Source organism: Niallia sp. FSL R7-0648 (assembly GCF_038007005.1).
GTDB classification, from domain to species: domain Bacteria; phylum Bacillota; class Bacilli; order Bacillales; family Cytobacillaceae; genus Niallia; species Niallia circulans.
This window is the reverse complement of the sequence record NZ_JBBOWE010000002.1, coordinates 934,846-960,710: the sequence shown is the minus strand read 5'-3', so window position 1 is coordinate 960,710 and position 25,865 is coordinate 934,846. Positions and strand designations below refer to the sequence as shown.

Below are 25,865 nucleotides of genomic sequence, written 5' to 3'. Positions count from 1 at the left end.
CATTTTATCGCTTCTTTTCTTTTTCAAAAAAATTATTCCACTTAAAAAATAGCGCCTTAATTAAATAAGCATAAGAATGTAGAGCCAATTTTTTCATTATCTATTATAATAGATATAACACTAAAAAGAGAGGAAATGACAAATATGTCCCTAACGAACCATTCCATTTACGAATATGTGATGGACAAGGCGCCCTCTATTACGAAAACATGGTTTGCTATTAAAGATGGAGAACCAGGGTCTATTTACTCAAAAAACACCTCCCCTGCAGTTGAAGAAATGCTTAAAAAGCAGCATGCTTTTACCATTCAGACTGTTATCAGTGCATTTCTAGAAGATGAAAGCATCTTTGCTGATAATCTAGAAGTATGGGCAAATGAAGTTGCTAAAAGCAGGGTAGAATTAGCAACGCCTGTTCATGAAGTATTAGAGGCATTAAGTATTACAAGAAAGGCAATATGGGATACAATTGAACAATTTATCCTTGAGCATAAAGAAGTTTCAACAGCCTTAGTTTTACAATGGAGCACTAAATATCACTCTACTTTTGATCAATTGACAAATCAATTTACCAGTATGTATCATACTTTTACCAAAGAAAAAATCCATTCCCAAGAGGAGCTTATCCAGCAATTAAGCGTTCCTGTTATTCCAATTACTGATTCGATTGGTGTTCTTCCCCTAATCGGTGACATTGATAGCTTACGTGCAAAACTAATATTAGAAACCGTTCCTGTACGCTGCAAAGAGGAAGGCATTGAGCATCTGTTCATTGATTTATCAGGTATTTCTTCCATTGATACAATGGTTTTGCATGAGTTAATGAAACTAACAAAAATACTTTCTTTCATTGGTATTGAGTCTACTATTTCTGGACTTAGTCCTGATACAGCACAAATGATTGCTGCCTTGGGAATTAAATTGGGGAAAGTTTCCACATTCAGTACGCTAAAACAAGCGCTATCTTTACAGGAAAAGTCTTTAGATGTCGCAGCCTCTAGCATTAGTACTATGCCTTTCGCAAAGCATAAACCATAAAAAAACTCTGCTAAATTGTTTATACTACTATCGGAAATGGATTTCCTGCATAGCAATAAATGATTTAGCAGAGTTATTAATCTTTTTTCTATTAAACTAGTAAATTCAAAATTAGAATCCTTTATTCAGAATTTCTTCTCCTACAAATTCATCACGTATCTCGCCAACAATTTCTTCTAGAATGTCCTCCATTGTAACAAGTCCTACAATTACGCCTCTTTCATTTTTCACTAAAGCCATGTGCACTCTTTCTTGCTGCATTTTAAGAAGAACATTTTTGATTGGTGACGTTTGAAAAAAAATAGGCATCTCATGAATAAATTCTTCCATTTTCGTTTCTCTTCCTGCTACCACATTTGTCAGCATTTCTTTTGTATTTACATACCCTACTAGCTTTGTTCCATCCTTTGTAACAGGGTAACGAGTATATTCATGTGTATCCAAGACAGTCAACATCTCTTCCAATGACATTTCTATTTCTACATTCACAATTTGTTCTCTTGGAATCATAATTTCTTTTAGAATTCGATTATCAAAAGCAAAAATATTCTTTAAATAGGCTAATTCTGTTTGATTGATTTCGCCACTCTCATAACTTTGAGTCACAATCAACTTTAATTCCTCTTCCGAATGGGCTATTTCATGTCCAGTCGGTTTTATACCAAACCATCCGAGGATCGCTCTAGATGAGCCATTTAGAGCATGGATAATCGGCTTTGTAACCTGCCCAAACCAATATAAGCCAGGAGCAAACATCAGCGTCATTTTTTCAGCATATTGAATAGCCAATGTCTTTGGAGCCAATTCTCCGACTACAACATGTAAAAAAGAAACAACTGACAAAGCAATTGCATAGGAGAGTACAGTTGATAAAGCATTAGGCACATCGAACCTCTCAAACAAAGGATGAAGGATTTTTTCTACTGTTGGTTCTCCTAAAGCTCCTAAAACGAATGCCGTAATGGTAATCCCAAGCTGACAGGCAGATAAATAGTAATCTAAGTCATGCGCTACTTTTTTTGCAATAATTGCCTTTTTATTTCCCTCGGCAATAAGCTGATCCAGCCGTGACATTCTTACTTTTAAAATAGCAAATTCCGCCCCAACGAAAAACGCTGTTAACATAATAAATACTGCTACTAAAAACAAATTCAATAGTATTATACTGTCCAATTATTTCCCTCTTTTAAAGGGATTCACCTCCATGAGTTATCGATAAAGCAGTTTTGACATCTAGATAGTTTTAAAAGCGTTTTGTGTAAGGCTAACCTCTTTGATCTGATAGTTATCCATATCGGTCACAGTCCATAATCGGTCCCCTTGTTCTACTTGATCCCCAATTTTTGCTGTATCTAATAGCTGATATTGTATCCAGCCTGCAATAGTATCAAGTTCTTCCCTTTCTTCAAACGGGATTCCAAAACGTTCTTCTAATTCATCTAGCAATACACGGCCATTAATGAAATATTTATCCTTCCCCGACTCTCGGATGTCCGCCACTTCATCTGCATCAAACTCATCACGGATTTCTCCAACAAGTTCCTCTAGTATATCTTCCATTGCCAGGATACCAGAAGTACCACCATACTCATCAATAACCAATAACATATGCACTCGCTCCTGCTGCATTTTTAAAAGAGCATCCTGCAATCTTGTTACTTCTAACACAACCGGAAGGTCACGAACGAACTCTTCTAATTGACGATTTCTTCCCCAAGCCATTTGTGTGAGCATTTTCTTTACATTCACTACACCAATAATATGATCTTTATCTCCATCCTCTGTTACAGGATAGCGCGTATAATTATGCTCATCCAAGACCTTTACAATCTCTTCATAGGACATATCTTTATTTAGTGTTACTAACTCTGTTCTAGGAACCATAATATCCTTCGCTACTCTTTCATCAAAGGAAAATACATTTTCCATATATTCAAGCTCTGTTTGATCAATTTCTCCACCTTGATAACTCTGTGTCATTACTATTTTCAATTCTTCTTCAGAATAGGCCTGTTCGTGCTTAACAGGTTTGATCCCCATTAAACGAAGTACTACTTGTGCAGAACCATTCAATGCCCATATAAAAGGTTTCATCACCTTACCAAACCAATATAATGGCGGCGCCAGCAATAAGGTTAATTTTTCAGCGAATTGAATAGCAAGTGTTTTCGGGGCCATTTCTCCTACCACCACATGCAAGAAAGTTACCAATGCAAAAGCAATAGCATAGGAAGCAACTGAGGCAACAGATGGAGAAGCATTCAGTAAATTAAATACTGGATACAATAGTTGCTCAATTGCCGGTTTTCCTAGGGCACCAAGACCAAGTGCGGTTACGGTAATACCTAATTGACAGGCAGAAAGATAGTAATCTAACTCACTTGCTACTTTCTTCGCCATAATGGCCTTCTTATTTCCTTCTGCTATTAACTGATCAATTCTTGACATACGAATTTTAACAACAGCAAATTCTGCACCAACAAAGAAAGCTGTTAGCGCTATTAATAGCACTAGTAAAAATAAATTGATTATCGTTATTATGTCCAATTATTTCCCTCGTTTCGAGGGATTCACCTCCAGGAATAGTTACATTAAAGACAGTAATTTCATTACGTCTAATAATTTTGTTTCAAGTGTACGATACACTTTCTTTTTCTCTTCCTGCGGCGCATCTTTCAATCGTTCTTCCAAGGAGGCCAGTTTTTTATGCAAACAGGCAATTTCGTCCTGTACCTCATCCATCATTGGTTCGATTTCTTGGTCTTCCATTGAATGAATGACTTTTCGTATTTCTTCAATCGACATACGTTGTTTTTTCAAAAGTTTTATTCGTTCCAATGTATAGAGAACATCTTCGGAATACAGGCGATAATTGGAATCAGATCGCGTCACCGGAAGCAATTTATTACTTGTATAGTAATCAATCGTTCTTGTAGATAATCCGCTTAATTTCGCCACTTGGCCAATACGCAATAACGCCTTCCCAATGAAAAAACCCCTTTCTGTTTATAAGTTAATTATATAGTAACATGAAAAACAAAATCCGTACAGTATTACGTTACGGTTTATCGTTCATGTTGATAATGAATTTTACCTAAGAATAGCAGACGAATTCCAGGATTTTATCAATTCTACGGTTTTGTACTTGTTTTCGATATTCTCTATAAACAATAAAAAAGCTCCCGTTAAGAAGGATCAACCATTCCTAACAAGAGCTTTTTCTTATAAAGCTGTTGAGGTATTATCTTTATTTGCTTTCTCTGTACTTCTAGGTACTTCATGATGATGGCGACATCTTGGTTCATAAGATTCAGAAGCACCTACTAAAATTACAGGATCTTCATAGTTAGCTGGGGCACCATTAATCAATCTTTGTGTTCTACTTGCTGGAGAACCGCAAACGGCACAAACTGCCTGAAGCTTCGTCACTAATTCTGCGATCGCCATTAATTCTGGCATTTTTCCGAATGGCTCGCCTCTAAAGTCTTGATCTAGACCAGCACAAATCACTCGATGGCCACTATTTGCCAAATGTTGAATAACTCCAATAATTTCATCATCAAAAAACTGCACTTCATCTATTGCAACTATCTCTATATCGGAAGTAACATATTCAAAAATGTCTGCTGATTTACTAATAGGAATCGCATTGGTTGCAGTTCCATTATGAGAAACGACAGATTTCTCACTATAGCGATTATCGATACTTGGTTTAAACACTATAAACTTCTGCTTAGCAAATTGCGCTCTTCTTACACGACGGATGAGTTCTTCTGATTTTCCTGAAAACATACTTCCACAAATAACTTCTACCCATCCATGATGTTTCATTACATACATGAAACCGCTCCTTCCTAGATAAAACAACTTGTCTCTTCCATTACTCTATTTATATTTTCCTAATTAATAGTCAAGATATGAAAATCACTATCCATATTCTCTCTTACATACTTTAACAGCTATCCATGCTAATGGAAATAATAGATTCACTTCAAATATCATTTTTACTAGCATCTCGCATGAAAAATAGACAAAAAAATAACATAAGATACTTAAGAATAAAAGTTATATCATGACTTTCATTCTTAAAAATCCTACTATCAGTCCAAATAAAAAACAGGCAAGGAGAAGTAACTTCTTGCCTGTTCTTGATATTCCATATTACTTAAGACCGTATTTTTTGTTGAAGCGATCAACACGTCCGCCAGCTTCAGCAAATTTTTGACGTCCAGTATAGAACGGATGGCACTCAGAACAAGTTTCAACTTTGATTTCTTTTTTAACAGAACCAGTTTTGAACTCGTTACCACAAGCACATTTCACCGTAATTTCGTTATAAGTTGGATGAATTCCTGTTTTCATTCCTTTTCATCTCCTTCCGCCCTGCAACTTTCGAAACAGAGTTCTAAAACAGTGCTTAGACACTGTAATTGTAAAACACATTGATTATATTATAACAAGTACATTCTTGTTTTGCAACACTATTAACCATGCATTAATTACCAAATATTGAAAAAACTGAAAGTCTTCAATCATACAAATAAATAATTTAAAAATCACTTATATCGCTTTTATCTGTGATTAGGAACGCTTCGCAGTTCCTGCTTTCATTTGTTCACCTAGGATGGCAAAGAAATCCTCATTGCTTTTCGTTTGTCTTAATTTTCTTAAGAACTTTTCAGCAAAGTCTGGTGAATCAGACATTGACTTACGAATAGCCCATAGCTTGTCTAAATGTTCTTTAGGAATCAATAATTCTTCTTTTCGTGTTCCAGAGCGTCTAATATCAATAGCAGGGAATATTCTTCTTTCTGCTAATGCACGATCTAAATGAAGCTCCATATTACCTGTTCCTTTAAATTCTTCATAAATAACATCGTCCATACGTGAACCAGTATCAACTAGTGCTGTAGCCAATATAGTTAAAGAACCGCCTTCTTCGATATTACGTGCAGCACCAAAGAAACGTTTTGGTCTATGGAATGCTCCTGGATCAATTCCTCCCGATAAAGTTCTTCCACTTGGAGGAATGACTAGGTTATAGGCACGAGCTAATCTTGTGATACTATCCATCAAGATAATAACATCACGTTTATGTTCTACAAGACGCATTGCTCTTTCTAGTACTAATTCAGCAACTTTAATATGGTTTTCGGGAACTTCATCAAATGTAGAGCTAACAACGTCTCCACTTACAGATCTTTCAATATCTGTTACTTCTTCAGGTCTTTCATCAATGAGTAAAACAATCAACTCTGCCTCTGGATGATTTGTTGTAATACTATTTGCTATTTCCTTGATCAGCATTGTCTTACCTGCTTTAGGAGGAGCTACAATGAGACCGCGTTGTCCAAAGCCAACAGGAGCTAACACATCCATTATTCTAGTAGATACATTTCTCTGTGTTGTTTCTAAATGTATTTGACGATTCGGGTATAGAGGCGTTAAGGCTGGAAAATGAACTCTTTCTTTTGCTGTCTCTGGATCGTCTCCATTAACAGCTTCTACTTGAAGTAAGCCAAAATACCTTTCGTTTTCTTTAGGTGGGCGAACTTTCCCTGAAACTTTATCTCCATTTCTCAAATCGAATCTTCTAATCTGAGATGCTGAAATATAAATATCCTGTGAACTTGGAGAGTAATTAATCGGTCTTAAGAAGCCAAATCCTTCTGACTGAATAATCTCTAGAACACCTTCCATGAAGAAATAGCCTTCTTGCTCTGCTCTTGCCTTTAAGATGGAAAAAATCAGTTCTTTTTTTGTTAACTTACTGTAATAGGCAACTTTATATTCGCGAGCTAATTCATACAGCTCTTTTAATTTCATATTTTCTAAACTAGATATATTTAATCCCATTTTTACACCACTCTTTTATATTTTCAGTTATCCCTACCATTTATTTCGAAATGTGGGAAGGTTTTTCTTCTGTTTGAGGCGAACGCTTTTTGTGAAGAGAAATTTTGATGCGAGAAATAATTAAAGTGAAGGATGGAAAAGAAGAATCCTGCTTCTTCTCCAGCTATCGATAAATCGTATACTTTCATTTTCTTATAACTTTTTTCATAAGAATGGCTTTCTTTCAATAAAGCGGAAGGAGCCTTGATTTGAATATAAATTTATCTTAAGAGGAGTTTTTATTTTATCCTTCAGGTTTCTATTAGCTTCAACGAGAATCAATTAAAAGCAATCTCTATTTTACCTCCATCTACGAAAAATGTGCAACAAGAATTTTTTTACCAACACTTGTCCACTCCATAATGGAAGCGGAATATGGATGAAGTTTCGTTTTCATCCTTCTTTTTTTAGGGTCGTTCGAAAAGGAAGGTATGGAGGAAGCTTAATGAATATTCCCGTTTTGGAGGACATTTATTTTTTCACAAAGCAAATTTAAAAGGATGGTCCCTACACCCCTTTTATAGCGAAAATCTTACGTATGAATGGTTTATTAGACTTATTTCCGTTCAAATTCTTTTTCCAAAAAGTTTTTAATGAATCTAGAACAGAGGGAACTTCCTCCCTCTGTTCTCCTATATTGGCTGATTCTTAATGAATAACACGGCGCTTTACTAGTTCATTATAGCTTAGCCATTATTTATTTGTTCATATTCCTCTTCGGTCATCTTTTCTCGCCATATTGTCGCGCCTAAACCAGTAAGTTTTTCCACTATATGGCTGTACCCTCTATCAATATGCTCAAGACCCGTAATTTCTGTCACTCCATCTGCCATAAGCCCTGCTATTACTAAGGATGCACCAGCACGTAAATCACTTGCTTTTACTTTGGCACCTTGCAAATGAACAGGGCCATTAATAATGGCAGATCGTCCCTCAACTTTTATTGCGGCATTCATTCGACGCAGCTCATCAATATGTTTAAATCTTGCACCGTAAATTGTATCTGTAACCATACTTGTACCATTTGTCTTTGTTAAAAGGGACGTGAATGGCTGCTGAAGATCTGTTGGAAACCCAGGATATACAAGTGTTTTTATATCTACTGGTTTCAAAGAGTTATTGGAGCTGATAAACACTTGTTCATCACTTGATTCAATCGAGACTCCCATCTCTCTTAATTTCGCAATTAGAGACTCTAAATGTTGAGGGATCACATTATCCACAAGCACACCATCTCCAACTGCTGCTCCAATTATAATATAAGTACCAGCCTCGATTCGATCCGGAATAATAGTGTGACGGCAACCATGAAGATGATCTACCCCTTCAATCCGAATTACATCAGTTCCTGCACCTTTTATTTTCGCTCCCATATTGGTTAAAAGTGTTGCCACATCAATAATTTCCGGTTCTTTAGCAGCATTTTCGATGATGGTTTTCCCCTTTGCTCGTACTGCTGCAAGCATAATATTGATTGTTGCCCCGACGCTTACTACATCTAAGTAAATTCTTGCTCCCCTTAACTCATCTGCTCGAAGATAAATGGCTCCTTGTTCATTTGTAACCTGTGCACCAAGTGCTTCAAATCCTTTAATATGCTGATCTATCGGTCTTGGTCCTAGATGACAGCCACCAGGTAAGCCAATTACCGCCTTTTTAAATCGTCCTAGCATGGCTCCCATTAAATAATAAGAAGCACGCAATTTTTTTACCTTCCCATTCGGCATAGGCATAGAAATCATAGAAGAGGGATCAATTGTTATATCAGACTCTGATATAGATACCGTTCCACCTAACTCTTCCATAATCTCTTTTAATATCTGAACATCTGAAATGTCAGGCAGTCCCTCAATAGTAACGGGAGATTCAGCTAAAATGGTTGCTGGTATAAGTGCCACTGCACTATTTTTTGCACCACTAACTCTAACCGTTCCTTTTAAAGGTGATCCACCTGCAATCATAAGTTTTTCCATTTCTAGCTCCCTTCTAAGCCAATGCAAAAGTACGAATTCTGCTATAAGTTAATCAAGATGAGGCTTGGATGTAGAATCTTGTTTGAATTACTGTTACTTATTATACCAAATATTAAGACTCAATGGAAAAGTATATATGTATGAACTTTACATTCTATTGTGTTAACAAAGTACAAACATTTTTAGTATTACCTATATAAGGCATCATGATACTCGAACCAATTTATTGGCATTTATCTGGTACTATGAATCTTCAACTTTCATATACGCTTTTTCCATAAACCAGTCATGATAATCTTTGGTAATTCGCTAATCAACTGAAAGCTGCTTGCTAGTATCCCTTTTGAAATATAAATATGGAAGTTATTTTTCGAGGTATTTATTTGTTCCATTCTTTACAAGTATCTCCTTTTACCTCTAACAAAAACATCTTTTTAGAAATATTCCATAAAAAAGAGGATATCCTTTAAGGGCCTTCCCCTAAAAGATATCCTCTCTTTCCTTTAGATAAAATTATGCTTTATTAGAAGAACCAAATTCTTTGATTTTGCCGATTACAGTTGCTTTAATCGCATCACGAGCAGGTCCTAAGTATTTACGTGGATCATATTCTTCTGGTTTAGCAGCTAATGTTTCGCGAACAGCTTTAGCAGAAGCAATTTGGTTTTCAGTGTTAACGTTGATTTTAGCTGTTCCTAAAGAAATAGCTTTTGTGATATCTTTTGTTGGGATACCAGTACCACCGTGTAATACTAATGGTAAACCAGTTAAGTTGCCGATTTCTTCCATTTCTTTAAAACCTAAGTTAGGCTCACCTTTGTAAGGACCGTGAACAGATCCTAAAGCAGGAGCTAAAGTGTCAATGCCAGTACGTTTAACAAGTTCAACACATTCGTTAGCATCAGCATAAATTACACCTTCAGCTACAACGTCATCTTCTTGTCCACCAACAGTACCAAGTTCTGCTTCTACAGAAACACCTTTAGCATGTGCATATTCTACTACTTTAGAAGTAATCTCAACGTTCTCATCAAATGGATGGTGAGAAGCATCGATCATTACAGATGTAAAGCCAGCATCGATAGCTTCTTTACATTTTTCGAAACTTGAACCGTGATCTAAATGAATAGCAACAGGAACTGTGATGTTATAGTCTTCCATTAAACCTTCTACCATTTTAACAACAGTTTTGAAGCCACCCATATAACGGCCAGCACCTTCAGAAACCCCAAGAATAACTGGAGATTTTTCTTCTTCTGCAGCTTGAAGAATTGCTTGAGTAAACTCAAGATTATTTAAGTTAAATTGACCAACAGCATAGCCTTCTGCTTTTGCTTTGTTTAACATGTCTTTCATTGAAACTAAAGGCATATTTCTTCCTCCTTATTTAATGATCGTTCTTTTTTACAAGAGAATCTTTATTAAAATTCCCAAAGGAAAGTTGAATATGTATATAATACCTCAAGTAAAATAAAACGAATCATTCCATTTAAAAACTCAATTGTAATCATACCAAAATAAAACAAGAAATGCTATCGTTCAAGCTTTTTTTTCTATTTTGTCACAAATTAATATACTTTTTGACGAATGAAAGCACTTTAATTCTAAATCCACTTATAAACTATAGAAAAAGCATTGGAAATATGACCTATAATGGCTTAGTAAGAAACATCACAGATTTAGATTTCAAAAAAACAATAGCTTCTAAACAGAAACTACATTTTTAGAGATAAGGGAAAACATATAAGGACTATCTGGCTAATAAATATGTATAAAATATGGCGATTAATGATTAATGTACTTCTTAACAGCCTCTCTCAAATCATCAATATCAAACGGTTTAGCAAAATGCGTTAAGGCACCAAGGTCCTTCGCTTCTTGAATCATATCAAGTTCTCCATAAGCTGTCATGATAATCACACGAATATCTTGATTAAGCTTTTTCATTCGTTTTAAAATTTCAATTCCATCCATTCCTGGAATTTTCATATCAAGCAGCACTAAATCAGGTGATTCTCTTGTCACAATTTCTAACGCCTGATTCCCATTTGCAGCTTGGAACGTCTTATAGCCTTCCTTTTGAAAAACTTCATTCAAAAGGATTCTAATGCCGAATTGATCATCAACAATTAATATTTTCCCTTTCATAAGGAACCTTCCCTTCTAAGTCAAGTTATATGTATGTATTCTCTCGATTTTATCATACTTTATCTTTTTCTACTATTTAGTCGTTTTTTCCTGCTAATCCCCTTAAATTTTACCTTTTCCTTCAATTTAATTATAATTATCTACTATATGAAGCAAATTACTGTTTTAATTTAATAAAATGGAGGTTTTCAAACTTGCTTAAAATGTTTTCCACTCAACTAAGTGGGCTATTTAAAAGATTGCATGAGAAAGAAGAGGAAGCAATCGAAGACAGTTCAAGACTATTAGCACAAGCCATTGTCAGTGACGGGAAGATTTATTTCTATGCCACAAATGAAATGGCTGGAGTAATAGCAGAAGCAACAACTGGGATGGAGCCAATGCCAAATACAGAAGAATGGGCAAATACACCGCTTGAATCTATTACCTCAAACGATCGGTTTATTCTTTTTGCTCGAACAAATGAAGAGGAAGAAATAAACACATTTGCTAAACAGCTATACGATGCTCAAGTTCCCTTTATTTCCATCTGTTCCATTACCAATCCTGATATCGAATCACTGATTGACTTCGCAGATGTTTCTATCGACTTAAGACTTTCTAAAGGCTTATTGCCTGACGATGAAGGAAAGCGATATGGCTATCCATCGTTAATTGCTGCTCTTTTTATTTATCATGGCATTAAATTTACAACCGATGAAATTCTCAAAGAATATGATTTATAAAGAAGAATGACTATTACATTAAATGTTAGAAAACATTACAAAAAAGAGACTTTTCCAAATAAGTGGAATAGCCTCTTTTTTAAGTTTGCCCTAAACTTTATTTTTCTGCTAAGCGGATAGATGCACCAACAAACTCACGGAAAAGAGGTTGCGGGCGAGTTGGTCTCGAGATAAATTCTGGGTGGAATTGAGAAGCAACAAACCAAGGATGATCTTTTAATTCAACAATTTCCACTAAACGGCCATCTGGGCTAGTTCCTGAGAATACAAATCCTGCATTTTCCATCTCTTGACGATATTGATTATTGAACTCATAACGATGACGATGTCTCTCATAAATTACCTCGTCTTGATATGCTTCATATGCTCTAGTATCTTCTTTTAATTTACATGGATATAAACCTAAACGAAGTGTTCCACCTAAATCTTCCACATCCTTCTGTTCTGGCAGAAGGTCAATAACTGGATGCGTTGTTGCTTCGTTAATTTCAGAAGAATGAGCATCATTCCAACCTAAAACATTACGAGCAAATTCGATAGATGCTACCTGCATACCTAAGCAAATTCCAAAGAAAGGAACCTTCTGTTCACGTGCATATTGCGTTGCAAGGATTTTCCCTTCCACGCCACGGTCTCCGAATCCTCCTGGTACAAGAATTCCATCTGCATCTTGTAATAATTCTTGGACATTTTCTTTCGTTACCTGCTCTGCATTGATCCAATCGATCTCAATGTCAGCATCATATGCATATCCAGCATGTTTTAAAGCTTCTACTACAGAAATATAAGCATCTTGTAATTCAACATATTTACCAACAAGGGCAATTTTTGTTGTTTTAGAAAGATGACGAACGCGATCTACTAGTTCAATCCATTCTGTCATATCTGCTTCTTGACATTTAAGCTTTAAATGATCACATACAATTTGATCAAGATTTTGCTCTTGAAGAGCTAATGGAATAGTATAAAGTGTATCTGCATCACGACACTCAATAACAGATTTATTGTCTATATCACAGAATAAAGCAATTTTATCCTTCATATCTTCAGAAATAGGTTTTTCTGTTCTTACTACAATCACATTTGGCTGAATTCCTAAGCTGCGCAGCTCTTTTACACTATGTTGTGTTGGTTTAGTTTTCATTTCCCCTGCAGCTTTGATGTATGGTACCAATGTACAATGAATATACATAACATTGTCACGACCAATATCACTTTTAATTTGACGAATAGCTTCTAAGAATGGTAAGGATTCGATGTCTCCAACCGTTCCGCCGATTTCTGTAATTACTACATCTGCATTCGTTTCACGACCAGCTCTAAATACTCGTTCTTTGATCTCATTGGTAATGTGTGGAATTACTTGCACTGTACCGCCAAGATAATCTCCTCTACGTTCTTTTCTTAATACAGTAGAATAGATTTTTCCTGTTGTCACATTATTATATTTCGTTAAATTGATATCAATAAAACGCTCATAGTGTCCTAAGTCTAAGTCCGTTTCTGCACCATCATCTGTTACAAACACTTCTCCATGCTGATATGGACTCATTGTACCAGGATCCACATTGATATACGGGTCAAACTTTTGAATCGTTACACTTACACCACGATTTTTGAGCAAGCGTCCTAGTGATGCTGCTGTAATACCTTTTCCTAGTGAAGATACTACTCCACCTGTTACAAAAATATATTTTGTCATTATATAATCCCCCTTGATTTAAGTTTGCTCCAATTCCTCTTTATTTAAGACGAATTAACTAATTTTTTTAGAGGGGTATGAAACGATTGCTATTTACTTTCTTTACTAAAAAATAAAAAGCGCTCCACTTACTTTCTAAAAGTAAGGGAGCGCTATATTTAGCGAATTTTAGTTCGTTCCTCTTTTTAAGGAGCCCAAAAAAGATTTTACTAGCAACGACTCTAAATGTCAAGACTAGGAGATTATTTATCCTCATCCTCGTCATCAAATTCGTCGTCGTCTTCCTCGTCATCGTCATCGATTTCATAATCTTCATCGAAGTCATCATCATCTTCTGACAAATCGTCATCTAGTAGATCATCATCTTCTTCATCTAAATCCTCATCCTCATCTAGAAGCTCTTCGTCATCTAGATCAGCATCAAAGTCATCAAAATCGTCATCTTCATCTAGGCTATCAAAATCATCGAAGTCATCATCGACAGCTTTTTTCGCTTTCTTCTTCTTCGGTTTTGTGACTGTTACGACATCTTCTTCTGACTTATCTACAGGATACCATAAACGAAGCCCCCAACGATTGTCTCCTAATGATAAGAAGCGACCATCAATATTAACATCTGTATATAATTGTGCTATTTTTTCATTAACCTCTTCTTCACTTAACCCAACTAATTTTGCTACTTCATCCATTAGTTCATTAAACGCATAAGGTGTTTTACCACCATTCATAATTTCATGTGCTACATCAATTAGCGACATTTCTTTTAGTTCTTCTTGTGTGTATTTATCAACACTCATTCTTTTGCACTTCCTTTCTTATCTACTCTTATCCCTTTCCTGAAAGCTCGGACTGAAATTCAGGTGGAAGTTTCACTTTTCGGGAGTTTATTATTTTTCTATGCTTTTGTTGATCATTCTGCAATAAATCCTATAACCTATTTTAATGCCTTTTGAAAAGAGCTTTAACTAAAATAGTAAAAATACATATTCTCCATTATAAACAAATTTTAGGTGAATATGCTAGTTCTAGTTAAGGTTTATTTAACTTTTCTTCAAAATAAAAGTTTTCCTTCTCTTTTCCCATTATTTTTGAATGTTTGTTCTTAGCTAGTTTAAAAAACAGAAGGGATAAAAGAAAGAAGCCAATGGAACCTAAGTGATGCTTATAAAGGAAAGTAAACACCACCATATATACAGGTATTCCCATCCATATCCATAATTTCCGCACTGCTAATCCATCCCAACTAAATGTAGAATATTCTTACTTCTAGGATAACGATTCTATCAAGGGGTGCGCAAGTCTATACTCTATTTTTTCTTTTCTCTCCCATCATTTATTGTAATTTTGATGAATAGCAATCTCTACGGACATTACCAAGCAAGGTATGAAAGGAAGGGAATATCGGCAATACTATCCTTCTAAGGAGGGCATTATGAATGAAGACATTCTTGATTATCCTAAGCATTATTGCCATACTCATTTTCCTTCTTTACCTGGACTTTCAATTAGGTAAGAGAGCTCAGCACCAAAAAATCAATCGAAAAAATCATCCTTTTAGATATAGTGACTTTCACATTTACTCGGACGGAACGGAGCTTTTTCCAGCCCTCTTTCAAGCAATTGAAGAGGCTACTGATCATGTCCATATTCTTTTTTATACTATTAAAACAGACAGTATTTCCAAAGAGTTTCTCAATCTTTTAAAATCAAAAGCACATGAAGGAGTGGAAGTGCGTCTTATTTTAGATTGGTTAGGAAGTTATAAAATAAGAAGAAAAGTTAGGGAAGAATTAAAAAAGGCTGGTATTCAGTTTGCTTTTTGCCAGCTTCCATCTTTCCCTTATCTATTTTATTCCTTGCAGGTTAGAAACCATAGAAAAATTGCTATTATTGATGGTAAAGTTGGTTTTATGGGCGGCTTTAATATTGGCAAGGATTATATTCATGCCAATATTAAATTGAGCCCGTGGCGTGACTATCATCTTAAATTGATTGGCGAAGGGGTCGATGACTTACAGCGAGAATTTTTAATGGATTGGTTAAAAGCTTCAAAGATAAATCTACTGCAAAATCGAATATATTTTCCTGTGCAAAAAAAGGGAGCATCTAGGCATCAAATAATTCCTACACAAGGGGTTTACTTAGAAGAAATAGTCTGTCATGTCATAAAAAACTGCAAAAGTTCTCTTTTAATTACCACTCCTTATTTTATACCTAGTAAACAAATAACAAGCGAGTTACTAAGAGCATTACATAGAAATATTTCCATTACTATCCTTATTCCAGATAAGGCTGATCATTTATTGGTCAAGGAGGCTTCTTTTCCTTATTTACGTACATTGCTTGCACATGGAGCAAGTGTTTATCAGTATATGAATGGTTTTTTTCATGGTAAATTAATTAATATTGATAATGAAATTATCATTATTGGTTCAGCCAATTTTGATAGACGCAGTATCTTTTTAAATCATGAGTTAAATTGTTGTATCTACGACCAAGGCTTTATAGAAAGAATGAACAAGATTACAACAGAGGATTTACAGCAGGCAAAGGAGTTATCTCTTGAAGGTTTAGATACCATTACAATGAGAAGTAAGCTAAAAGAATGGATAGCCCGCCTTTTCGCTCCATTTCTATAAACACATTACGGAACTATCCCTAGACGTTTTGTAAAGACATGCCCGGAATATAAGTATTCCAGCTAAACATAACCCCAAACAATCACAAGAAGTAAATAAAACTTCTTGTGACTGTTTGGGTCTTTATTTTTAAAAAAGAATTATTTTGTAGTTATTTTCCGCAGACGGAATACCATTCACTTTCCATGGGCTACCCCTAAGCTGCTTCGGATTTGCAACCAATATCCAATCAATCATAAACATCGTTACTGTTTTTTATGACTGGTATTTTTATTTTGACAAAAAATGATTCTTCCTTATAGGTGTAATCAAGATAGCCACAATGCTTCTTCACGATATCAAGGATGATTCTTGTTCCATATCCTCGTTCTTTCCCCATCTTCGTCGACTTACCAAATTTCTTATATAAAGAGTCTAAGATGGAAACTGGAATAGGCAAGCAGTCATTTTTGCATGTCAGTAAATAAAGCCCACTTCTTTTGGATAGCCGAATAGTAATATGGGCCTCTCGTTGATACTCTTGCTGCCATTCTCGACTTGCTTCTAAGCTATTAGACAATAAATTTCCTACTAAACCGACGATATCCTTTTCTTTCATCGGCAACGTCGATAAAGGTATATCAAAATCATATTTTAGCGCGATATTTTCCTGAACCGCCTGCTTATAAACTCTATGCAAGACAGAGGCTACAGATCCACTTTCCCCTTTTATAGATAGATTTGTTTCTTCATATCCTTCTACCAGTTCGTCTAAATAACACTTAGCATGGGAGGAACCCTCTTTTTCCAGCATAAAATGCACAGCTGAAATATGCTTTAAAAAATCATGTCTTTCGCTGCGCACTACTTGAAAAAGTTCATTATATTGGCTTATCTCCTTCTCGTAGGACTCTTTTGCCTGTTGTAGTGAAAAGATTTTTCCTCCAATCATAAACCGCACTATTTCTATTAGTACAAACAACAGCAGGAATAATATATTCCAGTATGTGAAAGTAACCTGAATATGCAAAAGCAAAACCAATGATTGTACAAGCCAGAAGAGAACTTCTAAGCTGGAAGTAATAACAGCTTTATCTTGATGTAAATATTTCGAAAAAACAAAGCATATTCCCACAAAGAATGCAAAGATCCAATATACTTGCACTGAAAAACTTACGTGGTCGATTACTATTTTGCTATGTATGGTGCTATAGACAGCAATAAGCAGCCAATAAAAATGGTTATTATTAATCATATATACCTCTTTAAAAATAATTTTCCTGAAGAAAATCTACCTTTTCCTTTGTAATCAATGCCTTTTCCTCTAATCCTTCGAATGCTACAGCATAAGAGTTCTTTGCATAAAGAGAAAAATTTTTAACATAATGAATGTTTATAATAAAGGATCGATGGGAGCGAATAAAATCTCTTTCTCTCAGTTCTCCCTCTAATTCATTTAACGTTTGATATGTTTTGATCGCTTCTGCTTTTGTATAAATGGTTGTTGACCTTCCAGATCGTTCAATAAAAACAATATCCTTCTTTTGGATAATGTGAATTTCACTCTTTTGCTTAATATAAAGTCTTCCAGCAATCTCTGTAGACTTTGTCTTTTCTAATGCTCGGTGTACCGATTGGGTAAGCCGCTCCTTATTATAAGGCTTCATAATATAGTCATGGACGTTCAGTTCAAAGGCATGAACAGCATAGCCACTAGTACCTGTTACAAAAATGACCAAAATATTCAAAGCATGAGAATGAATAATGTCCGCTAATTCAAATCCCGATAAACCTGGCATTTCAATATCCGCAATTAACAAATCAATGCTTTCTTTTTTTATTTCCGTATAAGCCTCTTCCGCAGAAAGTGTTGAGAAGATAATCTCAACATCAGGAATACCGGAAACAATGCCTATTAATTTATCTAGATCAATCATACGGTCATCAACTAAACCAACTCTCAACTTTTCTTTCTCCCTTCATCCCCACAAATACTGACAGAAATTACCCTTTTTATTTTACCATGATTTCTCTACGTTCGGATGGGTTTCACCGCATTTTCCATCCCCACAAGTATTCCTATATGCGGTATCCTCCCTTTTCACGACATGAAAAGCCATTTTCGTGACATAATGGCAGAAAAAAAGAGGCTCTCCGATTATGATAAATGTAACGAAACCAATACGAGGTGAAAGAGTATGATAACAATTCAAACGGTAACTAAAAAATTCCAAGATAAAAAAACTTCTGTAACAGCCCTGAAACACGTGTCATTTTCCATAAAAAAAGGAGAAACAATTGCTTTACTTGGAGAGAATGGAGCAGGCAAGACGACGCTTCTACGTTCCATTGCCACCCTTATTCAACCAACAGAAGGAACTATAACGGTTGATCAATATGATACAAAGAAAAACCCAAATGAAATTAAACAAAAAATTGGTGTTCTATTCGGTGGAGAAACTGGTCTTTATGAGCGATTAACTGCAAGAGAGAATTTGGAGTACTTTGCTAATCTATACGGATTAGGAAAACATGAAACAAAGGTAAGAATCGATGAGCTTTCTAGGATGTTTGGAATGAGAGATTATTTAAATCGCAAGGTTGGCGGCTTTTCTAAAGGGATGAGACAAAAAGTGGCGATTGCACGAGCGATTATTCATGACCCCGAAATTATTCTTTTTGATGAACCTACAACAGGCTTGGATATTACTGCTTCAAATGTATTCCGCCAGCTTGTTCATCAATTAAAAAGAGAAGGAAAAACCATATTATTTTCCAGCCACATTATGGAAGAAGTAGCGTTGCTTTGTGATAGCGTTGCTATGATACACAAAGGAGAGCTTGTCTATCATGGAAAGCTTGAAGATTTATACAAAGCGGAAGGCAGCCAGGACCTAAACTACATCTTTATGAGTAAATTAGTTAGAGGAGGAAACACATATGCTATTTAAATTATTTTTAAAAGAATTAAAGGATTCATTTCGCGATAGACGCACATTACTACTTTCCGTTTTCTTACCGATTATTATGATGACAGGCTTAACCCTCTTTTATGAAAAGTTAGTATCTAGTGATGAAGGAGACACCTACCAATTAGCCATTCCAACAAATATAAACGAAGAGATGAAAGCTAATTTAGCTGCTTATACAAACATTGAATTAATAGATTCTGATAATCCCGAAAAAATGGTAAAAGACGGAGATGCACAGGCTGCCATACTGATAGAGAATGGTTTTAGCGAAAAACTCAGCCAAGGAGAAAATACCAATATCGTTCTCATTGGAGATTCCTTTAGTGAAAAATCTTCTACGTTACTTTCGATTGTTATGAATGCATTAAATGAATACGAAAAGATGGTGGTAACAGAACGATTAAATGAAGCAGGTGTCGAAAGTTCGATTGTACAGCCTTTCTCTATTGAACAACAAGAAATTTCTGCAGAGGACCCAACCATTAATTTAGTCGCTATGCTTATTCCATTAATCCTATCATTAGCTTTAGGAGTCGGAGCTTCTCCTGCCGCTGCGGATCTGTTTGCAGGAGAAAAAGAAAAGAAAACAATGGAGGCATTATTAATGACTCCCGTAAAGCGTTCAACTTTAGTTATTTCTAAATGGTTAACTATCACCACCATTGGGGTTTTAACTGGTTTGATCACTTTGCTGGTAGTTGTGCTTGAAATTGCCTTTTTTACGGAAAATTTAAAAAATGCTGTTCCTGTGCATGATAATTTTGCATTAATTATCTTATTCGCTTTGGTTATGACGATTATTTACTCTATGTTAATTGCTTCATTGCTTATGATTACTAGTATTATTGGTAAGACGATTAAAGAGGCTCAAAGCTATAGCACACCGATACTGCTTCTGACTATTTTTCCAATGATGCTTTTATCAACTACTGGAATAAATGAATTAACTACTAACCATTTTATTATTCCTTTTGTTAATGTATTTAGCACTCTAAAAGAGTTAATATTCGGGGAAATAATTTATCAGCATTTGCTTCTTACCCTAGGATCAAATTTAGTCTTTATCGTTATTTCCTTTCTGATTGGCAGAATGCTATTTTTAAAGGATAAGTGGGTTATTAATTAAGCATAATAAGTATTTCAATCAAATATAACCCCGAATAATTATACGTACACACTAAAAAAAATATTCGTATAATTGTTCGGGGTTTAATTAATTTTTAAGAAAAAGGGTCTGTGGTGATCAGCCGCAGCCTGAATACACTTCACTTTCTCCATTTAGCAAGCGGCTCAATGCGGCGGGTAAGACTCCGATTTCCAGCGCAAGCTGATTAAGGAAATAATCGTTTTTGACCATAATACTGCAAGACGTAATCACGTCTAATCTATTTCTTTCTACCGGCACTTTCCTCCCCTTCCGTTCTTGAATAATCTATTTTCTATACTTTTAATTACGTTTTTTATGTCATGGAATCCAAAGTCTAAACTATCCTTATTGGTGATTCCAGTCATTTCTCTATTTTATTTCTTGAAAATTGGACAGCAGGAATTTTTTATACTTTGGAAACAGGCAGTGCAGAAAGAAAATCTTGGATATCATTTATATACTCCACATAATTTTTCTTTTAAAGAATTAAAATTGTATAACCTTAAAGATTATTTATTGAACAAGTATTGGGATATTAAAAAACCTTTATTGATCAAGACACAAAAATTTTGAGAAAGAAAATATATTTGAATCTCATCTATCCCCCTTTTTATTTGGACAAGTCGATCGTATTGCCAGTAGCCCAAATGTTTTGAGTTTCCAGTTAGAAATGTATCTTGATTAAATTTTGATAAAAGTATTCTAGAATAATCAACATCCCACATAGACACGCACAGGGGGAAAAGTCATAAGATTGAGGTGGTGTATATGTTTTTAAGAAGATGTATAAACATTTCATGCTGTTTTATTGTTTTACTTATGTTATCTGCATGTCAATCATTAACAAAGTTTAAAGATAAAACCATTGAAGAAACAAAAAAAAACAATGCATTTTACTGAGGGTAACGAAAACGAAACAGCTGAAACAATGGAGAGTTTGATTGCTAAGGGAAAATTCGCTCAAGTGGTCTACAACGAAAAACTTTATCAGCTGAAAGATAAAGTTGATGAAGACACAAAAGGAAAAGTCATAGGGGCAATAGGCAAAACTTTCTTTGTAGATAGCGACGGAAAGAGATGGTCGGAAGAAGAACTGAAAGAACCGTATATCTCTCTTGACCCTGATGATATCAGAGAGAAAAAACCTTTACGATATGGGAAGGTTTACAGTGCAAACGAAGACGTCGATGCCAAAGATGAAATCATCGTTGAGTTTAATCACGAGTATTATCGGGCGGTTTTGATTAAGAATGAAAAGGAATAAGGGAGAGTGTGAAATGAGTGCAGTCCTATTAGAAACCAAAAGTCTTACAAAAAAGTTTGGCAAGGAAACAGCTGTTTCAGATGTTTCACTAACTGTTCAAAAAAACAGCATTTATGGTCTGCTTGGACCAAATGGAGCTGGGAAATCGACAACACTTAAAATATTGACAGGAATTTTACGGAAGACTTCTGGTGAGGTTTTCTTCGACGGACATAAATGGGATCGTTCTGATTTGCAAAATATTGGATCTTTAATAGAAGCTCCGCCCATTTACGATAATTTAACAGCATTTGAAAATGTAAAAGTACATGCCACGCTGCTGGGCCTATCTGAAGAGCGTATACACAGTGTGCTAAAGACTGTAGATATGCAGCATACTGGTGAGAAAAGAGCAGGCCAGTTTTCTATGGGGATGAGGCAGCGGCTGGGGATTGCTATTGCTTTATTAAATCATCCTAAATTATTAATTCTTGATGAGCCTACGAACGGGCTAGATCCAATCGGTATTCAGGAGCTCCGAGACCTTATCCGCTCTTTTCCTCAAGAAGGAATAACCGTGATTTTATCTAGTCATATCCTTTCAGAAGTAGAGCAAATAGCAGATCATATTGGGATTATCATCGGCGGTCACCTTGGATACCAGGGCGAAATAAATAAGACTGATGATTTAGAGCATTTGTTTATGGAAGTTGTAAAGGCAAGCCGTGAAAAAGAGGGTGTAAAAAGATGATAAATTATATGAAGGCCGAAAACCTGAAGTTTAAACGGACTTTTTCTAGAAAAATGATTATCTTTGTACCGCTCCTTAATATAGGTTTTTCTTTTTTAATGAACATTCAATTTTTTGTTTCCGGTACTTTTAACTGGTGGTCTATTATTTTTATGCCAGTGATGATTGCTTTACTTTGCTCGTTATCTCATCAAAAAGAAAAAAAAGCCTCTAATTATAATGGCACATATTCATTGCCTATTGATTTGGGGAGATTATGGTATTCTAAGATTGTCATTATTATGGTTTATTCGTTATTATCTCAAATTGTATTTTTAGTGTTTATGTTACTTATGGGATTCGTTTTAGCTGATTTTGCCATTGTTACGCTTTCTACAGTTGCCGCAAGTTTATTGCTTTGGGTAACAAGCCTTTGGCAAATTCCACTTTGTTTATTTGTTGCCAAAAAGTGGGGTCTTACAATAGCAGTAATGTTAAATCTCATAGGAACATTTGTTTTGGGAATAATGCCGGCATCTCGCTCTTTTTGGTGGTTTATTCCGTGGAGCTGGCCAATCCGAATGATGTGTCCAACAATAGGTATTCACCCTAACGGTCTGTTGCTTGAAAAAAATAATCCTTTGTTGAGTTGGATGGTCGTCCCTCCCGCTATATTGATTTCTGTACTATTATTTTTGTTAATAGCGTTTTTAACCAGCCGTTCATTTGCTCCTTCCATTGATTACAGAAGAAAAAAGCAGGGGGCGATGTAAAGTGGGACTGCTTTTGAGGTGTTTACAAGCTGATTTTCAAAAAAACAGGCACACCTCCTTTATGTGGCTGCATTTCATTATCCCTATAGTTTGTTCAGGTGTGTTAATCCTGTATTTTTATGGAAGAGACCAAAGCCAATTTCATTTGTATAAATCTTTTATGGAAGCTATTGCTATTGCATTACCGCTGCTCATAGGGGTTTTATGCGGCATGACCGCATCTTTAGAAGAACAGGCTGGAAAATTCCAAGTGTTGCTGGGAGGCACATCTCCGAAAATTATTGCTTATGCTAGTAAAATGTTAATGCTTCTTCTCATGGAACTTTGCTCAATTGGCATAGCGCTTTTCCTTTATATAATGGGATTAACATTTATTTTAAATGTGCCGGATTTGCCTTATGATATTTTTATAACAGGTGCTGCCTGGCTGGTTGCGGGCAGTGTCGTTCTATATGTTATTTATTTTTTTATCAGCTGTATGTTTGGAATGGGTGCTTCTGTTCTGATAGGCGGAGCGGGCCTGCTTTTGACAGCTCTCATGAATACTGGATTAGGAGATGCGATATGGAAATATAACCCTTGGGCTTGGAGTATTAGATTATCAGGTTTAAATGGGGTTCTCCATTTTATAGAAAAAGGGAATTATTCTTTATTAATGCATGAAATAAATTCAGCGGTATTTATTGTTGTTTTTGGTACAGTATGTATAATTATTGCCAGTCTAATATGGTTTAGCAGATGGGAAGGCAGAAAAACGTTTGAATAGCATGAGGGGGATGGAAAATGGCAAAAATCCTTGCTGTCGATGATGAAAAAGATATTCTTGCACTGATACAAAATATTTTGCGCCGTGATCAGCATAAAGTCGACACTTTAGATCGTGTTAAAGGCCAGCCGCCTGATTTATTTCAAGGATATGATTTAATTTTGCTTGATGTTATGATGCCGGACATTGACGGTTTTGAGCTATGTAAACAGATACGGCCTTTGGTGGATTGTCCCATATTATTCCTCACGGCTAAAACTGAAGAGGAAGCGATAATCAAAGGCCTCATTACTGGCGGAGATGATTATATTACAAAGCCGTTCGGCGTTAGAGAGCTTAGTGCTAGAGTTAATGCTCACTTAAGAAGGGAACGGAGAGACAAACATCAATCGAAAAGAGTCATCTCTGGTTTTTTATTTCATTTTGATAGTAAAGAAGTATTTATCAATAATCAAAAACTTAACTTAACAAAAAATGAATATAAAATATTTGAATTTTTAGCTCAACATAAAGGGAGAACTTTTTCAAGAGAACAAATTTACGAGGAGATATATGGACTAGAGGGGAATGCCTTGTATTCAACAATTACTGAGTTTATCAGAACGATTCGCAGAAAATGTAAAGAGCATAATGCAGACCCTATCAAAACGGTATGGGGATTCGGGTACAAATGGGAATAAATTTTAATGGCCAAAAAACACTTCTTAGAGAACTGATAAAGTATATAGCTGCGTTATGTATTAGTTTGATTGTACTTGCTCTGCTCTATTTATTTATGAATACCATCGCTATGAATATGGGCTTCTCACATCCAGCAAATTATAATGAACAAGAAGCAGAGAAACTTGCGCCGAAGCTGGAACATGTAGATAAAGTAACTGCTGATGTGATTCCTGATACGATGTCATTTGCCCTCCTAGATAAAGAAACAAAACAAAAAACAGCTGGAACTATTAAAGAAACAGATCTGAACCTGGTAAAAAAGAAGCTTGAAAAAAAACCGTATGTCAATTATAAACAAAAAGGATATTTGATTATAGAAAGAAAAAATGAGTATTGTATTTTGCAATATTCATTACGGGCAGATTTCAGCTCACCTTTATTAAGAAAATACCTTCCTAATTATGAATTAACGAGTATCAGTATTTTGATAATCTTGCTCATTATAGACATTTCTATTATAACAACGTACTTTGCTAATAGATTAAGAAAACATTTTGAAACACTGAATGTAATTACTCGATATATAAAAGAGCAAAATTTGCAGTTCACCCCCGAATTTACACATATTAAGGAATTTGATGATGTAATTGACTCCTTAATTGAAATGAGAGATGCTCTTCGGTCATCACTCGAGGCCCAGTGGCGGTTAGAAAAAAATAAGAAAGAGCAAATTGGTGCTTTGGCACATGATATCAAAATCCCGATTACCATTATTAAAGGAAATGCTGAATTACTCAGCTTATCTATTCAAAACGAAGAACAAGCTGAGTATACAAAGTATATTCTTGGAGCAGGAAATCAAATTGAACAATATATTTCTCAGCTTATTTATCTTTCAAGAACGGAGGATTCCTTAACTATTCATTTGGAGAAAGCCTTTATAGATAAGCTGACAGAAACTCTGCAGAAAGATATATCCGCCTATAAAGGGAATAAGAAAATAACTATTTCATTTAAAAAAGAAAATCTCAAGAAAGAGGCGGAAATTGACTGGCAGCTGTTACATAGAGCGTTATTGAATATTTTAACAAACGCGGTTGATTATACACCAGAAGATGGGACTGTCTCGGTGCATGCGGAATGCGATTCTGATACTCTTTACTTTTTGGTAAAAGACACAGGAAATGGATTTTCGGAAAGCGGGCTAAAAAAAGCAACAGAACTTTTTTACATGGATGACAAGGCCCGTCAGTCTAAAGGTCATTATGGAATGGGGTTGACCTTCGCAAAAAATGCTGTGAATCTCCATAATGGAGAACTGACTCTTGGAAACACGATAGAGGGCGGCGGAGAAGTGCGAGTGAAAATACCCTTATATAGAAATCATTAACCCCACGCCCTATCTGGACGTGGGTTGTAATGCTTCGCGCGGTATAAAGCCAAATAAAAATGCTGATGATGATCGAAGCTGC

Annotated in this window: 26 protein-coding genes and 1 pseudogene; 11 read left to right on the top strand and 16 right to left on the bottom strand. The window is 35.5% G+C overall.

The window, feature by feature from the left end; all coding sequences use genetic code 11:
- Nucleotides 1–135 precede the first annotated feature (135 nt).
- Nucleotides 136–1,038, top strand: coding sequence for an STAS domain-containing protein (locus NSQ89_RS24730; protein WP_082809998.1), 903 nt, complete (start codon nt 136–138; stop codon nt 1,036–1,038).
- Between the two features lie 111 nt (nt 1,039–1,149).
- Here the strand turns inward: NSQ89_RS24730 and NSQ89_RS24725 are convergent, their stop codons facing one another.
- From NSQ89_RS24725 to NSQ89_RS24680, 10 genes are all read right to left on the bottom strand, one after another.
- The gene (locus tag NSQ89_RS24725) at nt 1,150–2,211 is read right to left on the bottom strand and encodes a hemolysin family protein (RefSeq protein ID WP_047940754.1); all 1,062 of its coding nucleotides are present in this window, start codon (nt 2,209–2,211) and stop codon (nt 1,150–1,152) included.
- 60 nt (nt 2,212–2,271) lie between these two features.
- Nucleotides 2,272–3,585: a hemolysin family protein gene (locus NSQ89_RS24720; protein WP_047940755.1), complete on the bottom strand. Its 1,314-nt coding sequence runs from the start codon at nt 3,583–3,585 to the stop codon at nt 2,272–2,274.
- 39 nt (nt 3,586–3,624) lie between these two features.
- A complete protein-coding gene (locus tag NSQ89_RS24715) occupies nt 3,625–4,011 on the bottom strand; it encodes a MerR family transcriptional regulator (RefSeq protein ID WP_047940756.1) in 387 nt (128 codons plus the stop codon).
- A gap of 249 nt (nt 4,012–4,260) precedes the next feature.
- Nucleotides 4,261–4,878 (bottom strand): thymidine kinase, encoded by a 618-nt coding sequence (locus tag NSQ89_RS24710; RefSeq protein ID WP_047940757.1) that lies wholly within the window; start codon nt 4,876–4,878, stop codon nt 4,261–4,263.
- A gap of 321 nt (nt 4,879–5,199) precedes the next feature.
- Complete coding sequence (gene rpmE / locus NSQ89_RS24705) at nt 5,200–5,400, bottom strand: 50S ribosomal protein L31 (RefSeq protein WP_047940758.1); 201 nt, start codon at nt 5,398–5,400, stop codon at nt 5,200–5,202.
- Nucleotides 5,401–5,619: 219 nt separating this feature from the next.
- Entirely contained in the window at nt 5,620–6,894 is a 1,275-nt protein-coding gene (gene rho / locus NSQ89_RS24700) for a transcription termination factor Rho (RefSeq protein WP_016202506.1), read from the bottom strand.
- Between the two features lie 725 nt (nt 6,895–7,619).
- Nucleotides 7,620–8,906, bottom strand: coding sequence for a UDP-N-acetylglucosamine 1-carboxyvinyltransferase (locus NSQ89_RS24695; protein WP_047940760.1), 1,287 nt, complete (start codon nt 8,904–8,906; stop codon nt 7,620–7,622).
- Nucleotides 8,907–9,166: 260 nt separating this feature from the next.
- Nucleotides 9,167–9,298 carry a hypothetical protein gene (locus NSQ89_RS24690; RefSeq protein ID WP_268874793.1) on the bottom strand — a complete coding sequence of 44 codons (132 nt, stop codon included), beginning with the start codon at nt 9,296–9,298 and terminating at the stop codon, nt 9,167–9,169.
- A gap of 121 nt (nt 9,299–9,419) precedes the next feature.
- On the bottom strand, nt 9,420–10,277 hold the full coding sequence (locus tag NSQ89_RS24685) for a class II fructose-bisphosphate aldolase (protein ID WP_047940761.1): 858 nt from the start codon (nt 10,275–10,277) through the stop codon (nt 9,420–9,422).
- Between the two features lie 414 nt (nt 10,278–10,691).
- Nucleotides 10,692–11,054, bottom strand: a complete 363-nt coding sequence (locus NSQ89_RS24680; RefSeq protein WP_047940762.1) for a response regulator — start codon at nt 11,052–11,054, stop codon at nt 10,692–10,694.
- Between the two features lie 194 nt (nt 11,055–11,248).
- On the opposite strand from NSQ89_RS24680, the gene NSQ89_RS24675 reads away from it, so the two are divergent.
- Complete coding sequence (locus tag NSQ89_RS24675; protein WP_047940763.1) at nt 11,249–11,779, top strand: DUF2529 domain-containing protein; 531 nt, start codon at nt 11,249–11,251, stop codon at nt 11,777–11,779.
- A 97-nt stretch (nt 11,780–11,876) separates the two neighbouring features.
- Here NSQ89_RS24675 and NSQ89_RS24670 read toward each other — a convergent pair whose 3' ends face one another.
- The 3 genes from NSQ89_RS24670 to NSQ89_RS24660 form a co-directional block, all read right to left on the bottom strand.
- The gene (locus tag NSQ89_RS24670) at nt 11,877–13,481 is read right to left on the bottom strand and encodes a CTP synthase (RefSeq protein ID WP_047940764.1); all 1,605 of its coding nucleotides are present in this window, start codon (nt 13,479–13,481) and stop codon (nt 11,877–11,879) included.
- Between the two features lie 242 nt (nt 13,482–13,723).
- Nucleotides 13,724–14,278: a DNA-directed RNA polymerase subunit delta gene (rpoE, locus tag NSQ89_RS24665; RefSeq protein WP_341133412.1), complete on the bottom strand. Its 555-nt coding sequence runs from the start codon at nt 14,276–14,278 to the stop codon at nt 13,724–13,726.
- A gap of 232 nt (nt 14,279–14,510) precedes the next feature.
- Nucleotides 14,511–14,708 carry a hypothetical protein gene (locus NSQ89_RS24660; protein ID WP_047940767.1) on the bottom strand — a complete coding sequence of 66 codons (198 nt, stop codon included), beginning with the start codon at nt 14,706–14,708 and terminating at the stop codon, nt 14,511–14,513.
- Nucleotides 14,709–14,917: 209 nt separating this feature from the next.
- Between NSQ89_RS24660 and cls the strand changes: the two genes are divergently transcribed.
- Nucleotides 14,918–16,120: a cardiolipin synthase gene (cls, locus tag NSQ89_RS24655; protein WP_047940768.1), complete on the top strand. Its 1,203-nt coding sequence runs from the start codon at nt 14,918–14,920 to the stop codon at nt 16,118–16,120.
- Between the two features lie 229 nt (nt 16,121–16,349).
- Here cls and NSQ89_RS24650 read toward each other — a convergent pair whose 3' ends face one another.
- Both NSQ89_RS24650 and NSQ89_RS24645 read right to left on the bottom strand, forming a co-directional pair.
- Complete coding sequence (locus NSQ89_RS24650) at nt 16,350–17,354, bottom strand: sensor histidine kinase (RefSeq protein WP_341133411.1); 1,005 nt, start codon at nt 17,352–17,354, stop codon at nt 16,350–16,352.
- A 10-nt stretch (nt 17,355–17,364) separates the two neighbouring features.
- Nucleotides 17,365–18,063: a LytR/AlgR family response regulator transcription factor gene (locus NSQ89_RS24645; protein WP_341133410.1), complete on the bottom strand. Its 699-nt coding sequence runs from the start codon at nt 18,061–18,063 to the stop codon at nt 17,365–17,367.
- A 234-nt stretch (nt 18,064–18,297) separates the two neighbouring features.
- Here NSQ89_RS24645 and NSQ89_RS24640 point away from each other — a divergent pair, with 234 nt between their 5' ends.
- Both NSQ89_RS24640 and NSQ89_RS24635 read left to right on the top strand, forming a co-directional pair.
- A complete protein-coding gene (locus tag NSQ89_RS24640; protein WP_047940769.1) occupies nt 18,298–19,050 on the top strand; it encodes an ATP-binding cassette domain-containing protein in 753 nt (250 codons plus the stop codon).
- The gene (locus NSQ89_RS24635; protein WP_047940770.1) at nt 19,040–20,197 is read left to right on the top strand and encodes an ABC transporter permease; all 1,158 of its coding nucleotides are present in this window, start codon (nt 19,040–19,042) and stop codon (nt 20,195–20,197) included. Before NSQ89_RS24640 ends, NSQ89_RS24635 begins: the two co-directional genes overlap by 11 nt.
- 144 nt (nt 20,198–20,341) lie before the next feature.
- On the opposite strand, the pseudogene NSQ89_RS24630 reads toward NSQ89_RS24635, so the two are convergent.
- Nucleotides 20,342–20,456 (bottom strand): annotated as a pseudogene (locus tag NSQ89_RS24630) (transcriptional regulator); the annotation flags it as partial.
- A 627-nt stretch (nt 20,457–21,083) separates the two neighbouring features.
- Between NSQ89_RS24630 and NSQ89_RS24625 the strand changes: the two are divergent.
- Genes NSQ89_RS24625 through NSQ89_RS24600 form a run of 6 tightly spaced genes read left to right on the top strand, consistent with a single transcriptional unit; the run spans nt 21,084 to nt 25,783 of the window.
- On the top strand, nt 21,084–21,482 hold the full coding sequence (locus tag NSQ89_RS24625) for a NisI/SpaI family lantibiotic immunity lipoprotein (RefSeq protein ID WP_341133409.1): 399 nt from the start codon (nt 21,084–21,086) through the stop codon (nt 21,480–21,482).
- A gap of 13 nt (nt 21,483–21,495) precedes the next feature.
- Nucleotides 21,496–22,212 carry a lantibiotic protection ABC transporter ATP-binding protein gene (locus NSQ89_RS24620; protein ID WP_047940773.1) on the top strand — a complete coding sequence of 239 codons (717 nt, stop codon included), beginning with the start codon at nt 21,496–21,498 and terminating at the stop codon, nt 22,210–22,212.
- A complete protein-coding gene (locus NSQ89_RS24615) occupies nt 22,209–22,964 on the top strand; it encodes a lantibiotic immunity ABC transporter MutE/EpiE family permease subunit (protein ID WP_047940774.1) in 756 nt (251 codons plus the stop codon). The genes NSQ89_RS24620 and NSQ89_RS24615 overlap by 4 nt, the downstream gene beginning before the upstream one ends.
- Before the next feature lie 13 nt (nt 22,965–22,977).
- Complete coding sequence (locus NSQ89_RS24610) at nt 22,978–23,730, top strand: lantibiotic immunity ABC transporter MutG family permease subunit (protein ID WP_235850582.1); 753 nt, start codon at nt 22,978–22,980, stop codon at nt 23,728–23,730.
- 17 nt (nt 23,731–23,747) lie between these two features.
- Nucleotides 23,748–24,410 carry a response regulator transcription factor gene (locus NSQ89_RS24605; RefSeq protein ID WP_047940776.1) on the top strand — a complete coding sequence of 221 codons (663 nt, stop codon included), beginning with the start codon at nt 23,748–23,750 and terminating at the stop codon, nt 24,408–24,410.
- Nucleotides 24,401–25,783: a HAMP domain-containing histidine kinase gene (locus NSQ89_RS24600; protein WP_047940777.1), complete on the top strand. Its 1,383-nt coding sequence runs from the start codon at nt 24,401–24,403 to the stop codon at nt 25,781–25,783. The genes NSQ89_RS24605 and NSQ89_RS24600 overlap by 10 nt, the downstream gene beginning before the upstream one ends.
- Nucleotides 25,784–25,865 lie beyond the last annotated feature (82 nt).

What these genes read in the sequence shown, in the direction of transcription:
- NSQ89_RS24730 (WP_082809998.1), top strand. Translation starts at nt 136, where the DNA reads ATGACAAATATGTCCCTAACGAACCATTCCATTTACGAATATGTGATG.
- NSQ89_RS24710 (WP_047940757.1), bottom strand. Translation starts at nt 4,878, where the DNA reads ATGTATGTAATGAAACATCATGGATGGGTAGAAGTTATTTGTGGAAGT.
- rpmE (WP_047940758.1), bottom strand. Translation starts at nt 5,400, where the DNA reads ATGAAAACAGGAATTCATCCAACTTATAACGAAATTACGGTGAAATGT.
- rho (WP_016202506.1), bottom strand. Translation starts at nt 6,894, where the DNA reads ATGGGATTAAATATATCTAGTTTAGAAAATATGAAATTAAAAGAGCTG.
- NSQ89_RS24695 (WP_047940760.1), bottom strand. Translation starts at nt 8,906, where the DNA reads ATGGAAAAACTTATGATTGCAGGTGGATCACCTTTAAAAGGAACGGTT.
- NSQ89_RS24690 (WP_268874793.1), bottom strand. Translation starts at nt 9,298, where the DNA reads ATGGAACAAATAAATACCTCGAAAAATAACTTCCATATTTATATTTCA.
- NSQ89_RS24685 (WP_047940761.1), bottom strand. Translation starts at nt 10,277, where the DNA reads ATGCCTTTAGTTTCAATGAAAGACATGTTAAACAAAGCAAAAGCAGAA.
- NSQ89_RS24680 (WP_047940762.1), bottom strand. Translation starts at nt 11,054, where the DNA reads ATGAAAGGGAAAATATTAATTGTTGATGATCAATTCGGCATTAGAATC.
- NSQ89_RS24670 (WP_047940764.1), bottom strand. Translation starts at nt 13,481, where the DNA reads ATGACAAAATATATTTTTGTAACAGGTGGAGTAGTATCTTCACTAGGA.
- rpoE (WP_341133412.1), bottom strand. Translation starts at nt 14,278, where the DNA reads ATGAGTGTTGATAAATACACACAAGAAGAACTAAAAGAAATGTCGCTA.
- cls (WP_047940768.1), top strand. Translation starts at nt 14,918, where the DNA reads ATGAAGACATTCTTGATTATCCTAAGCATTATTGCCATACTCATTTTC.
- NSQ89_RS24650 (WP_341133411.1), bottom strand. Translation starts at nt 17,354, where the DNA reads ATGATTAATAATAACCATTTTTATTGGCTGCTTATTGCTGTCTATAGC.
- NSQ89_RS24640 (WP_047940769.1), top strand. Translation starts at nt 18,298, where the DNA reads ATGATAACAATTCAAACGGTAACTAAAAAATTCCAAGATAAAAAAACT.
- NSQ89_RS24635 (WP_047940770.1), top strand. Translation starts at nt 19,040, where the DNA reads ATGCTATTTAAATTATTTTTAAAAGAATTAAAGGATTCATTTCGCGAT.
- NSQ89_RS24620 (WP_047940773.1), top strand. Translation starts at nt 21,496, where the DNA reads ATGAGTGCAGTCCTATTAGAAACCAAAAGTCTTACAAAAAAGTTTGGC.
- NSQ89_RS24615 (WP_047940774.1), top strand. Translation starts at nt 22,209, where the DNA reads ATGATAAATTATATGAAGGCCGAAAACCTGAAGTTTAAACGGACTTTT.
- NSQ89_RS24605 (WP_047940776.1), top strand. Translation starts at nt 23,748, where the DNA reads ATGGCAAAAATCCTTGCTGTCGATGATGAAAAAGATATTCTTGCACTG.
- NSQ89_RS24600 (WP_047940777.1), top strand. Translation starts at nt 24,401, where the DNA reads ATGGGAATAAATTTTAATGGCCAAAAAACACTTCTTAGAGAACTGATA.